We start from the raw sequence: 13,102 nt of genomic DNA, 5'->3' as shown, positions 1-13,102 counted from the left end.
TTTTTCGTTAAGCATTCTCCGCCAGAACTGAAACCGGCCGGACTCCGGTGGCTCAGCGAACTTCGTCCAGGTGATCGTCCCAGTTTTTGACCTTGGGTTTCCCGAGTTTCCCCACCGATTTGGCTACCATCATGGAAACCGTGGCATCCCCGGTAACGTTGACTACTGTACGGAGCATGTCCAGCGGCCGGTCGACGGCGAATATCAGCGCCAGGCCAATGGCTAGTTTGTCTGCGGGGAAATTGATGGACTCCAGGACAATCACCAGCATCACCATCCCGGCGCCAGGCACGGCGGCGGATCCGATGGAGGCCAGCAATGCGGTGAGGATGATGGTCAGCTGCCCAGCAAGGCTCAGCTCAAAACCGAGCGCCTGGGAGATGAAAACGGCGGCAACCCCCTGGTACAGGCTGGTTCCGTCCATGTTGATGGTGGCACCTACGGGCAGCACAAAACTCGAGACCTCCTTATCCACCCCGATATGTTCCTCCACGCGCTCCATGGTAACCGGCAGGGTAGCAGCACTCGAGCTCGTGGAAAAGGCCAGCAATTGGGCGGGGCTGATCTTCTTCAGGAAGGTCCATGGGTTGTAGCGGGTAAAGGTAGCGACCACGAGGCTGTAGAAGACGATCATCAGGAAGAGCCCGAGGACAACCACTCCGGCGTACTTGAGCAGTGCCAGGAGCAGATCCGGATCTCCCGAGGAGACCACCACGTTGGCAAGGAGCGCAAAGACGGCTACTGGTGCCGTCAGCATGATCAGGTCCACCATTTTGAGGACCACTTCGTTCAGGGCGTCAAAAAACTTTTTCAATGGCTCGGCATCCTTCTCCCCGATAAGCAGCATACTGATCCCCAGGAAAATGGTAAAGAAAATCACCTGCAGCATGAGCGCATTGTCGCTCAGGGCCTGAAAAGCGTTGTCGGGCACCATATCCACAAGGAACTGCAGGGGTCCGCTCTCCCGCTGCCGGCTCGCTTCCTCCAGTTTGGATGTAACCCCGGCATCCGAGGCGTAGGTTTGCTCGAGCTGGGCGATGGTTTCCTCTGAAATGCCGTTCCCGGGCTTCATGATATTGACCAGGATCAGACCGATACTGATGGCCACCACTGTGGTCACGATATAAATCCCGATGGTCCGCAGGCCGATATTCCGGAAACTGGAGATGTCCTTCAGGTCGGAAATCCCCTTGACCAGGGAGGCCAGGATCAGCGGTATGGCAATGAGTTTGAGGAGTTTGACAAATATTGTCCCGAAGGGGTTGATCCAGTCCTGGACAAATTCGGCCCCCCAGTCCGGGTAAGTCATTACAAATCCGAAAACGATACCCAGCAACATCCCGATCAGGATTTGCCAGTGCAGGTCGAGCTTCCTCATATAGGTTATTTGGTTTGAGCCCGGAAGATACTATTTATGCGGGAATCCCCCCAAATTCAGGCTTTCAGATTTGGGAGAGCCGGGCCAGCAGCGACATGTCCGCGAGGACCAGGGCTGCCATGGCCTCCACAATAGGGACGGCCCGCGGGACGACGCACGGGTCGTGCCTTCCCTTCCCCTGGACGGTGACCTCCCGGCCTTCTTTGTCGATGGTGTCGTAGGATTGCAGCAGGGTGGCCACCGGCTTAAAGGCCACACGGAAATAGATATCCATGCCGTTGCTGATTCCGCCCTGTACACCCCCGCTGTGATTTGTCCGGGTACTGCCGTCCGGGTTAAAGGCGTCATTGTGCTCGCTGCCCCGCATGGTGACGCCCTGGAAGCCGCTGCCGTATTCAAAGCCCTTCACCGCGTTGATCGAAAGCATGGCCCCGCCCAGGCAGGCGTGTAGTTTATCAAAAACGGGCTCCCCCCACCCGGCGGGCACGCCCCGGATGACGCAACTGACCACCCCGCCTATCGTATCCCCGGATTTACGGACCTCCCGGATATGCGCTTCCATTTGGGATGCCATTTCCGGATCCGGGCAGCGGACCGGGTTGTTTTCGGCCTCCTCCAGGTTTAGTTCCCCATACGGGGTATCCAGGGCCATGTTTCCCACCTGGGAAACATAAGCCTGGATCGATACATCCCCCAGGAGCTGTTTGGCAATCGCCCCGGCCACCACCCGGCAAACCGTTTCCCGGGCGGAACTGCGCCCGCCACCGCGGTAATCCCGCTTGCCGTATTTCTGATCGTAGGTATAATCCGCATGGGAGGGCCGGTATGTACCGGCGATGTGGCTGTAATCTTTTGATTTCTGATCGGCATTGGGAATCAGAAAACCGATGGGGGTCCCGGTGGTTTCCCCCTCGAATATCCCCGAGTAAAACTGCACCTGGTCGGACTCCTTGCGCTGGGTAACAATGGCGGACTGCCCGGGCCTGCGTCGGTCCAGGTCTTTCTGGATGGCCTCCAGGTCGATCTTCAAACCGGCCGGGCAACCGTCGATTACCCCGCCCAATCCTTTACCGTGTGACTCCCCGAAGGTGGTGAGCCTGAAAACCGTACCAAAGCTGTTTCCTGCCATCGTAGTGTAATTTGGACGCGGGGCACCCGATTCCGGATGGAATGGGACGTCGGATTCCCGGGATTTAACAAGCCCCAAAGTTACTTCTTAACACCTTGCGAACCAAAGGGCATCGAATAATAGTCGCTTAAACTCAAAAGCGGCTTGCCTTACGTAAACTTAACCTTGGGGAAGGGAAGAATTCATCTGCGGGATTTCCGTTTATATACCGGACGTCATAATTTTGACCCCAAATACCTGAACTCCATTGAAAAAGCGCAAGCCGCAAATAGTAGTCCTTTCGGATGTCCACCTGGGGACCCGGGAATGCCAGGCCGACTCCCTGCTCGCCTACCTGAGCAGTATTCGCCCGGCAACCCTGGTTTTAAACGGGGATATTTTCGATTTCGAGCGGTTCGACAAGGCGTACTTCCCTCCCTCCCACTTCAAGGTGCTTAAGAAAATCCTCGGACTGGCTGCCTCGGGTACCACTGTGTATTATCTGACCGGGAACCGGGACCAGGTCTTCCGGAAGTTTACCGGGACCACCCTGGGGAACCTGCAGATCCGGGATAAACTCCTGCTCAACCTGGACGGCCGCAAAACCTGGATCTTTCACGGAGATATCTGCGACCTGGCGGGTACGCAAACCAAGTGGGTCGTCCGCCTGGGCGCATTGGGTTACCGGCTGTTGTTCCTTGCCAACCGGGGCTTCAACCGGGTGCGCCGCCTGACAGGCCGCGGGCCTTATTCCCTGGCACGTCGCGCTGGGCAAAACCGGGCTGCTGCCGGACACCGGGAACGCTTTGAAAAATCTGTCGTAGACCTGGCCCTGGAAAACCGCTACGACACTGTGATATGCGGACATATCCACCATCCGAAGAAAGCGTGGAGAGAGACCCCAAAAGGAAATTGTCTCTATCTGAATTCCGGGGATTGGGTGGAGAGCCTGACGGCCCTCGAATACCATTTCAAGCGCTGGAAACTCTACAAATACCAGGAAGACAAGCTCCTCCCTTTCTTTGCTGACGAAGAACTCAAAGGGATGGACATGAACCAGCTCATCTCCAGTATTCTGGAGATTACCGAGACTAATAAAGACAAGAAAACCACAGACGGTTCAGGCGATTAACGCCTCCTTAAGCAGTGTTACCGGATGTTCGGCCCGCCGGCCTGTTCCGTCGTAGATCTGATGCCGGCAGCTCGTCCCGTTGGCCGCCAATAATACGGTATCCTCCGATTTTCGGATAGCCGGGAAAAGCCGCAGCTCGCCCACTGCCATACTCACCCCGTAGTGCTCTTTTTCGTATCCGAATGAGCCCGCCATCCCACAGCAGCCCGAAGGAATTATGGACACCCGGTAATTTTCCGGCAGGTTCAATATGTCGAAGGTGATCTTTTGGTCCGAAAGCGCTTTCTGGTAGCAGTGGTTGTGGATCTTCACCTCCCGGAATTCCCGGGTAAACCGGTCGCTTCCAATGCGGCCTTCCCGAGCCTCGCCCGCCAGGAATTCCTCAATAAGGAAGGCGTTCCCCGCTATCCGGCTGGCGGTTTCGGGCGGCAGCCCCATACGCTTGTATTCGTCCCGGAAGGTAAGGATCGCCGACGGCTCGAGCCCCAATAGCGGAATTCCTTTTTCAGCCAGGGCGGACAGGGCGGAACTGTTTCTCCGGGCAAGGCGCTGGGCCTGTTCCAGAAACCCCTTGGAGATAAACGTTCGGCCGCTTTCCGCAAAAAACAGTTCTACCCGGTATCCCAGGCGGGTCAGTAATTCCACGGCGTCTTTCCCCTGCCGCGTATCCAGGTAACGGGTAAACTCGTCAATGTACAGGGCTACCGGGCGGCCTTCAGGTCGGTATTCGGCCTGCAGCCGTCGCAGGTGGCCGTCAAAATCGGCGCGGCCGACGGGCGGCAGGGTCCGCTCCGGGGCCACCCCCGCAAGGCGCTTTAGAGCCCGGCCCACGGCATTGTTCCCCGTCAGGGCATTGGCCAGGCCGGCCACCCGGCTGTTCAGGGCATTTATCCGGGTGTTGTAGGCAAATAGCCGGTTGCGGAGCGAAAAGCCGTTGGCCTTCTGGTACTGATAGCTGAATTCCGCCTTCAGTGTGGCCACATCCACGTTGCTCGGACACTCCCGGGCACAGGCCTTGCAGCTCAGGCAAAGATCAAACACTTCCTTGAGTTCCGGCCGGTTAAAACCGTTGTTTCCCGGGTATTGGGTAAGCATTTCCCGCAGCGTATTGGCCCGGCCGCGTGTTGTATCGGACTCCCGGCGGGTGGCCTGGTAACTCGGACACATGGCTCCGGCCATCGTATGCGACTTCCTGCAGTCCCCGCTGCCATTGCATTTTTCGGCGGCGCGTAATATTCCCTGGCTGTCCGAAAAATCGAGAAGTGTACCGGGTTCGGGTTCCTCACGGTCCGGCTCGTAACGCAGGGAGCGATCCATAGGAAACGCGTCGACGATTTTCCCGGGGTTGAAAACGCCTTTTGGGTCAAAGGCCGTTTTGATTCGCCGCAGCAACTGGTAATTTTCCTCCCCGATCATCATCGGGATAAATTCCGCACGGACTATCCCGTCACCGTGTTCCCCGCTGAAGGAGCCCCGGTACTTTTTGGTCAGTCGGGCCACGTCTGTGGTGATTGAGCGAAAAAGGGCCACGTCCGCCGATTTTTTGAGGTCCAGGATGGGCCGGAGGTGAAGCTCTCCTGCCCCCGCATGGGCGTAATACACGGCCTGTTGCCCGTAGCCCTCCATGATTTTCGTGAATTCCCCGATAAAATCCCTGAGGTCCGGCAGGGCAACAGCCGTGTCTTCGATACACGCAACGGCTTTATGGTCGCCCACCATATTTCCCAGCAACCCAAGCCCCGCCTTGCGCAAATCAACTGCTTTGCGGATATCTTCCCCGTACAGGACGGGAACCGCATAGGCCCTCCCGGCGGTTTTCAGGGTCTCTTGCAGGGCGCGTATCCGCGTTTCCAGGGCATCGGCATCCCCGGCCCGCACTTCGAGCATGAGCAGGGCCGCCGGGTCGCCCTCCACAAAGAAGCGGTTTTCGCTTTGTTCCCGATTGTTCCGTGTGCAATCCAGGATCACTTTGTCCATCATCTCGCAGAGGTGCAGGTCGTGCGTCATGGCCGGCACCACGTCCGACAGGCTGTCATCGAGCGTACGGTAATGCGGCACAAGCATAGCGGAAACACCTGGGGGCAGTGGGTCCAGCCGGAGGGTAATCTCCGTGGTAAATGCCAGCGTCCCCTCGCTGCCGCTGAGGATTTTCGCCAGGTTAAAGGGCGCATCGGACCGTCCGAAAACAGCGGTATCCAGCAGCGCGTCCACTGCGTAGCCCGTATTTCTGCGGTGGATGTCGGGATGCGGAAATTCTCGAACTATTTCATTTTGTATCTCCTTATTGGATAGTTCCTTATGTATCTCCTTATAAATATTTGCTTCAAGTGTTTCGCCCTGGGCTTTCTCGTGGAATTCCCGGGGGTTGAGATCCCGGACGTCTATTTCGCTCCCATCGGATAACAGTGCGGTAAGGGCAACGACTTTATCACGCGTCACGCCATATTGAATGGAGGTCGTACCGCTGGAGTTATTCCCGACCATCCCCCCGATCATACAGCGGTTGGAGGTAGAGGTGTTTGGCCCGAAAAACAGGCCGTGGGGCCTCAGGAAGTCATTGAGTTCGTCCCGGACCACCCCCGGTTGCACGCGGACGGTGCGCTCTTCCGCATTGAGCTCCAGAATTTCCGTCATGTGGCGGGATACGTCCACAACGATTCCCGGCCCCACGCATTGTCCGGCCAGGGAAGTACCGGCCGTCCGGGGTATCAAACCAACCCCGTGGGCCCCGGCAAAACGGATCAGCTTTGCGATATCCGAGGAATCCCTGGGAAAAGCCATAGCCAGGGGCTTCATGCGGTAAACCGAGGCATCCGTTGCATAGAGGGCCTGGTGCAGTTCGTCCCAATGCAGCGTCCCTCCGAGCGACTGCGCAAGTTGTTTGAGTTCAGAAATCTCCAATCCGGGCAATTTTTGACGTCTAAATTAAGTTTTTATTAACGGAAGGCCACCTGAGATGGCCTATTTTTGGCAGCAAAATAAAACCGAATTGTATGAAAGTGTTACGAATTCTAACGATTTTTTCCGTTCTGCTTACGACCGGGCTGAGTGCCCAGAGTATTTCGGACCACGCACTCGGATTGCGGCTGGGTGACAGCGACGGTTTCGGGGCGGAAATCTCCTACCAGAAATCCATCGCCCGATCCAACCGGGTAGAGGTGGATCTGGGATGGCGCGATTCCCGGAACTTCGACGCATTTAAACTCACCGGCATCTACCAGTGGGTACGTATACTGGATGGCAACTTCAACTGGTATTACGGGGTTGGCGGGGGCCTTGGGAGCGTGGATTTCGATCCGGGTTTCCCTGTGGATGACGATGGGGGCCTGTTCCTTTTTGCCGCCGGCGACATCGGTATCGAATACAATTTCGACATTCCGCTGCTCCTCTCCCTGGATTTCCGGCCGGAACTCGGGCTGACGGGCTACGATGGGTTTTCGGATAATTTTGATTTCGATATCGCACTGGGAATCCGATACCAATTCTGATAACCGTACAACGACCTGAAAACCCTTGACATAAGCTTTTGTTAAGGGTTTTTTTATTCCTGACCGACTGCCTACCTTTGGGCTTCAATTTGTGAAAAAATGAAGAAAACGCTATTGATTATCGCATGTGGACTGGCCATTGCGGCCTGTAATGACGGGGGCTCGGAAGGTTTCCGAATTGAAGGGAGTTTGGAGGGAGACCTCGCAGACGGAACCCAGGTGATCCTGCGAAAAAGCGATGAAAATATGCAACCCGTGGATGTGGATACGGCTACCCTGGATGCCGGCCGTTTTTCCTTTGCCGGGACAGCCGATCAACCGGAATTGTACTACCTCTTTGTCAAAGGGGTTCGCGGGGGCATCCCGCTAATCCTCGAGAATGGGACCATCGATGTTCGGGCGCACAAAGACAGCCTGCAGGCAGCCGAACTGAGCGGGACTCCCCAGAACGATGCGTATGCAGCTTATATACAGGGCGCACGGGAAAAATCCCGGCAGCGGCTCTCGATGAATGAGGATATGCGTAAAGCGGTAATGGAAAAAGACACGGTGATGATTGAGTCGCTGCGGGACGAATACTTTGAATTGCTGGACCGCATGACGCAGTACGAGAAGGATTTTGTTCGAGAAAACCCGGATGCCCTGATCTCCGCACTGGTCTTAAACCGGATGCTCCAGAGCAATGCCGTTCCCGTGGCCGAGGTGGAGGAACTCTACGGGACCCTCTCAGAGGAGATCCGGGAAACCACGCACGGATCGGGTATATCCGAAAAACTGGAATCTGCAAAGCGCACCGCCATCGGGGCAAAAGCGCCCGCTTTTTCCGCCCCGACCCCGGACGGTGACCCGCTTGCCCTGAGCGAAGCCCTCGGGAAGGTAACCCTGGTGGATTTCTGGGCTGCCTGGTGTCGTCCCTGCAGGGCGGAGAACCCGAATATCGTCCGGGTTTACAACAAATACAAGGATAAGGGCTTCAAGGTACTGGGGGTTTCCCTGGACCGCAATGCGGAAGACTGGAAACAGGCCATTGCCGATGATAACCTGGACTGGCAGCACGTGTCTAACGTCCGGTACTTCGATGAAATTGCCGAACTCTACAACGTGAGCGCCATCCCGGCCAGTTTTATCCTGGATGAAAACGGGGTGATCGTAGCCAAAAACCTCCGGGGAGACGCACTCGAAGAGAAAATAGCCGAGTTGCTGCCCTAGTACTCCGGTAAATCCTAGAATACCCCGCGCACATCCCGGAAGGTACCGGTAATGGTTGCGTTGCCCTTCTGAACAACCTGTCCGAAAACATCCAGGACAGATTCGGTCCCGAGGAATTCTACGCTGGCACCGTCTTCCAGGATGAGGTCTCCGTAGATGGTGACATCCCCTTCAATCACCAGGACACTGCCTTCGCCTACGGTGATATCGCGCTTTCGGTAAAACTTGCCGACGGCCAGGGTGCCGTAAAGGCTCATCGAGGCGTCTGCCGCAATTTCCACGTCGTTATTGACCGTCCAGGAACCGCAGAGCAGGAGTTCCCCGAAGACATCGATGGTATTGAGTCGTTTTTGCCCGCTGTATGCCTCAGAGGTACCCGAAGCGATTTCCATCCTGGAAGAACCCCGGTATTTATCGAGTCCCTCACACCGGCTTTCCAGGCTCTCGCTGGGCCGGTTGAGCTTGATGATCTGCAGCCCGCCTTCCCCGGTGGCCGCAAAGGCGTAATCGCCCTGGGAAGCCACATAGTTGACGGAACCGTCCAGTTCCACAATGCCCACCAGGTCGGCGCCGTTTGCGTCTTCCTCCGAAATGCAGAGACCGGCACCCCCGTTGGCCATGAATATGACGGCCTCGTTGGATACCACTGCATTGGTAACCACGGCATCGGCTTCCACCCCGTCCGGGTGAATCGGGATGGGAAGATATTCCAGAAGTTCCCCGCTTCCCAAATCGTACAGGCCGGTTCCGCGGTCCGCCTCCGCAACCAGGAGCGTCCCGTCCCCCACAGTCAGTGTTTTCTTGGTGGCTTCACCCAAATCTGTGGTAACCGCCACCACGGAGTTTTCCGTGAGGTCCGTATTCCAAAGGCGCACCCCGGTACCCGCATCCAGTACCGCAATTCCCGTAGGCGTGGCCGCCACGGAACGGGCGTCCGCCACGAAGGCTTCGTCCAGGATTGTCAGGTCGGTGGGATTGTAGGCTGTAATACTGCCTTCCTTGCCGCTGCTCACCAGGATCCGGTCGGCCAGCACCAACACATCGGTGGCGTTATAGCCCTGTTGGAAGCCATAGGTGATGGCATCCGTGGAAAGCGTCCCGTTGCTCGCCGGAATACGCGCCACAAACGAGTTGGCTGTGGCCGTGGCCGAGGTTTCGGCATCTACCCCGCCGACGATATAGAGATAGCCGTTGGCGTACGCCAGGGAATTGATATCGGCGTTCAGGTAAAAAAGCCGAGCAGTTACCCTCGGGTTATGGGGGTCGGAGATATTCACCACATCCACAGCACCCGAATAGGTTTCCCCGACGGTGTTGTAGGCTACATACGCAAACGCGCCATCCAGGTCCACATGGGAAGCGGTCAAATTGTCCCCGGCCTGGTAGGATGGAGGGGAAACGGACGCGATAAGCGTCAACGGGTAGTCCCCGGCCTCATCCGGAGCCTTGCCGCTGGCGTTGTTTTCTTCATAGATCCCCAGCACGCCGGCCTGGCTGTAGCTGATGGCTGCCGCAAGCGCATTGGGGTTGGTCTCCAGTACGAGGTCGTCCTGAAGGTTGTCCTGATAAATAGTCGTTTGGTCGCTGCACCCGGCCAGGAGTGCAAGGGCGCATATGGCCCATACCACATGTTTCATAAAGTAGGTCTTTTTAAGGCTTTGGGTATGTCCCTAACGCCGGGAAGACCGGAATCGTATAAAACAGGGGGGATTTTAGCTGTCAGGCGGGATTCCCGTAGGGGAATTCCTAAATCTTTCCGAGTTTCTGGAGGATAAAGAGCAAAACGATGGGGAGTGCCAGCAGGATGACCATGGTAGGGTGGCTTGTGATAATATCCGGCTTGAACAGGAGTGTAATGACGTACCCGCCAACCGCACCCCCAAAGTGCGCCGTATGCCCGATATTCCCCAGGCGGCTTTTCATGCCGTAGATGGAATACAACAGGTAGGCTATCCCCAGGATATAGGCAGGGAGCGGGATCGGGATAAACATCAGGGCAAGGCGCATCTCGGGTTCCAGCAGGATGGCCGCGTAAAGTACGCCCGTCACCGCACCGCTGGCGCCCACGGCGCTGTAAAAAGGTTCGTCCCGGTGAAAATACATGGCCAGCAGGCTCCCGGCCAGTAAACTTACCAGGTAGGTGATCAGAAACCGGGAGGGCCCGAACCAGTCGATAACCACATCGGCAAAAAAATACAGGGTGAACATGTTCACAAAAAGGTGGGCCACATCCACGTGCAGGAAACCCGAAGTAATGGTCCGCTCCCGCTGACCCGCCCGTATAGCGCTGATGTTGAACTTATACCGGTCAAAGAACTGCAAATCGTTGAAGCCTTTGATACTCACCAGGATATTGGCGGCAATCAGGATGATGGTAGCCAGGTGTAAATTCATGCGGGGCCCTTATTTTTGGGGCCAAATATAGCTATATTTGCCCATATTCCTGATCATGCAACGAGCCGTTTATCTGGTGGCCTACCCCCTACTCTGGCTGGTGGCGCGGTTGCCCTTCCCGCTTCTCTACCTGTTATCCGACGGAGTATTCTTCCTCCTGTTCCACGCCGTGCGGTACCGCCGGCAGGTTGTTCGCGCAAACCTCGCCCTGGTTTTCCCGGACCGGCCGGAATCCGAGCGCCGGACCATTGAACGACGTTTCTATGCCCACATGTGCGATATGTTCCTGGAAATGATCAAGACACTGGCTATTTCCGAACGGGAAATGCAGAGAAGGTTTCAGATCGACAACCTGGAAATCCTGCATCAACTGGAACGGCAAAACCGGATCGTCATCCTCTTGATGCCCCATTACGCCAGTTGGGAATGGGCCCTGTCTCTGGACTCCCATATCCGTTCCCGGGGGTACGGGGTGTATCAGCCCCTGGGCAACCCGTATTTCGATAAACTCGTCCGCCGGATCCGCGCCAAATGGGGTACCACCCTGATCCCGACACGGGAGACGCGGAAGGGAGTGGCTGAAATTGTTCGGCAGCGGGAACTCGCCACCATCGGCTTTATCAGCGACCAGTCACCGATGGTCAAAAAGGCGGTGCATTGGGGGGACTTCATGGGAATTACGGTGCCCATGCATACCGGGGCGGAGGAACTCTGTAAAAAGCACGACCTGCCGGCCGTATACCTGAAAGTGCGCAAGACGGGCCGGGGATTTTACCGGAGTGAGATCATCCTGCTGTCAGACGACCCGCAATCGGTGCCGGACTTCGGTATTACCGATGCCTTTTTCCGGGAGGTTGAGCGTTCCATCCTTGAAGCCCCCGAATATTATTTCTGGACCCACAAGCGGTGGAAGCATCGCAACAAGCGACCAAAACACCTCCCGGCCCGGCCAAAGGAAGTGACCTCGGGTTCCTGACGAAGAAACTTCAGAATCTTAAAGCCCCGCCAGGGCGCGGATCTGCCCGATGATTTTTCCCGCCAGGTTGTCGGCGGCCTCCTGGCTGGAGGCTTCTGTGTAAATCCGGATAATCGGCTCGGTATTGGACTTTCTCAGGTGTACCCAACAGTCCGAAAAATCAATTTTCACCCCGTCGATGGTGTGGAGTTCCTCGGTCTCGTATTTTTTGGCCATTCCCCGGAGGATGGCATCCACGTCCAGGTCCGGGGTCAGTTGAATCTTGTTTTTGCTCATAAAATAGGCCGGGTAGGATTTCCTCAGCTCGCTTACCGAAACGCCGCGTTCGGACAGCAGCATCAGGAAGAGGGCGGTCCCCACCAGGGCATCCCTGCCGTAGTGGCTGGCCGGGTAAATTACCCCCCCGTTGCCTTCGCCCCCGATTACGGCCTTTGTTTCCTTCATGGCTTCCACTACGTTGACTTCCCCCACGGCGGCTGCCGTATAACGCCCCCCGTGCGAGAGGGTCACATCCCGGAGCGCCCGGGTGGATGACAGGTTGGATACCGTATTCCCGGGGTTCTTGCCCAGGATATAGTCGGCACAGGCCACCAGGGTATACTCCTCTCCAAACATGTTGCCCTGCTCGTCGATAAACGCCAATCGGTCCACATCCGGGTCCACCACAATCCCCAGGTGGGCCTGCTCCTCCACCACTTTTTTGCAGATGTCCCCCAGGTGCTCCCTGAGGGGTTCCGGGTTGTGGGGAAACTCCCCGGTGGGATCGCAGTATAATTTCACGACTTCCACGCCAAGCGCTTCCAGCAGTTTGGGGATGGCGATTCCCCCGGAAGAATTCACCCCGTCCACTACCACGCGGAAATTCATTTTCCGGATCGCATCGGCATCCACCCATTCCAGGGCGAGCACCTCGTCCACATGGATGTCCAGGTAAGCGTCGTTGATTGTCCGTTGACCGAGCTCGTCCACCCCGGCAAAATCAAAATCCTCCGATTCGGCGAGCTTCAGGATTTCCGTACCCGCTTCCGCATCCAGAAATTCCCCTTTGTCATTGAGCAACTTCAGGGCATTCCACTCCTTGGGGTTATGGCTGGCAGTCAGGATGATCCCCCCATCGGCTTTTTCCATAGGTACTGCCAGTTCGACGGTGGGCGTGGTGGATAATCCAAGGTCCAGGATATCGATTCCCAGCCCGGTGAGCGTGGCCACTACCAGGTCCTGGACCATCTCTCCGGATAACCGCGCATCCCGGCCGATTACTACCTGCAGCCGTTTGCCGGGCCGGTGCTCCCGAAGCCAGGTGCCGTAGGCGGCAGCGAAGCGCACGGTATCCAGGGGTGTCAGGTTCTCCCCGGGGTGGCCGCCAATGGTTCCCCGGATTCCGGATATGGATTTTATCAATGTCATGTTACTCTGC

The 13,102-nt window shown here is 56.8% G+C and carries 10 protein-coding genes; 4 read left to right on the top strand and 6 right to left on the bottom strand.

Features of this window, described 5'->3' with window-relative positions; translation table 11 throughout:
- Positions 1–52: 52 nt before the first annotated feature.
- On the bottom strand, positions 53–1,378 hold the full coding sequence (locus RB2501_RS10985) for a dicarboxylate/amino acid:cation symporter (protein ID WP_015754889.1): 1,326 nt from the start codon (positions 1,376–1,378) through the stop codon (positions 53–55).
- 64 nt (positions 1,379–1,442) lie between these two features.
- Positions 1,443–2,507: a chorismate synthase gene (gene aroC, locus RB2501_RS10980; RefSeq protein WP_015754888.1), complete on the bottom strand. Its 1,065-nt coding sequence runs from the start codon at positions 2,505–2,507 to the stop codon at positions 1,443–1,445.
- A 247-nt stretch (positions 2,508–2,754) separates the two neighbouring features.
- On the opposite strand from aroC, the gene RB2501_RS10975 reads away from it, so the two are divergent.
- The gene (locus tag RB2501_RS10975) at positions 2,755–3,618 is read left to right on the top strand and encodes a UDP-2,3-diacylglucosamine diphosphatase (RefSeq protein ID WP_015754887.1); all 864 of its coding nucleotides are present in this window, start codon (positions 2,755–2,757) and stop codon (positions 3,616–3,618) included.
- Here RB2501_RS10975 and RB2501_RS10970 read toward each other — a convergent pair.
- Entirely contained in the window at positions 3,607–6,519 is a 2,913-nt protein-coding gene (locus RB2501_RS10970) for an FAD-binding and (Fe-S)-binding domain-containing protein (RefSeq protein ID WP_015754886.1), read from the bottom strand. The two genes, RB2501_RS10975 and RB2501_RS10970, sit on opposite strands and share 12 nt — an antisense overlap.
- A 92-nt stretch (positions 6,520–6,611) precedes the next feature.
- Here RB2501_RS10970 and RB2501_RS10965 point away from each other — a divergent pair, with 92 nt between their 5' ends.
- Positions 6,612–7,106 carry a hypothetical protein gene (locus tag RB2501_RS10965; RefSeq protein WP_015754885.1) on the top strand — a complete coding sequence of 165 codons (495 nt, stop codon included), beginning with the start codon at positions 6,612–6,614 and terminating at the stop codon, positions 7,104–7,106.
- Between the two features lie 99 nt (positions 7,107–7,205).
- Positions 7,206–8,315, top strand: coding sequence for a TlpA disulfide reductase family protein (locus tag RB2501_RS10960; RefSeq protein WP_015754884.1), 1,110 nt, complete (start codon positions 7,206–7,208; stop codon positions 8,313–8,315).
- Positions 8,316–8,329: 14 nt separating this feature from the next.
- Here the strand turns inward: RB2501_RS10960 and RB2501_RS10955 are convergent, their stop codons facing one another.
- Both RB2501_RS10955 and RB2501_RS10950 read right to left on the bottom strand, forming a co-directional pair.
- Positions 8,330–9,952: an LVIVD repeat-containing protein gene (locus RB2501_RS10955; protein WP_015754883.1), complete on the bottom strand. Its 1,623-nt coding sequence runs from the start codon at positions 9,950–9,952 to the stop codon at positions 8,330–8,332.
- 109 nt (positions 9,953–10,061) lie between these two features.
- The gene (locus tag RB2501_RS10950) at positions 10,062–10,709 is read right to left on the bottom strand and encodes a rhomboid family intramembrane serine protease (RefSeq protein ID WP_015754882.1); all 648 of its coding nucleotides are present in this window, start codon (positions 10,707–10,709) and stop codon (positions 10,062–10,064) included.
- A gap of 55 nt (positions 10,710–10,764) precedes the next feature.
- Here RB2501_RS10950 and RB2501_RS10945 point away from each other — a divergent pair, with 55 nt between their 5' ends.
- Positions 10,765–11,685 carry a lysophospholipid acyltransferase family protein gene (locus tag RB2501_RS10945; protein WP_041327771.1) on the top strand — a complete coding sequence of 307 codons (921 nt, stop codon included), beginning with the start codon at positions 10,765–10,767 and terminating at the stop codon, positions 11,683–11,685.
- A gap of 18 nt (positions 11,686–11,703) precedes the next feature.
- Here the strand turns inward: RB2501_RS10945 and glmM are convergent, their stop codons facing one another.
- Positions 11,704–13,092 (bottom strand): phosphoglucosamine mutase, encoded by a 1,389-nt coding sequence (gene glmM, locus RB2501_RS10940; protein WP_015754880.1) that lies wholly within the window; start codon positions 13,090–13,092, stop codon positions 11,704–11,706.
- Between the last annotated feature and the right edge of the window lie 10 nt (positions 13,093–13,102).

The organism is Robiginitalea biformata HTCC2501 (genome assembly GCF_000024125.1).
Lineage (GTDB): Bacteria > Bacteroidota > Bacteroidia > Flavobacteriales > Flavobacteriaceae > Robiginitalea > Robiginitalea biformata.
This window is presented reverse-complemented; position numbering and strand designations above follow the sequence as displayed.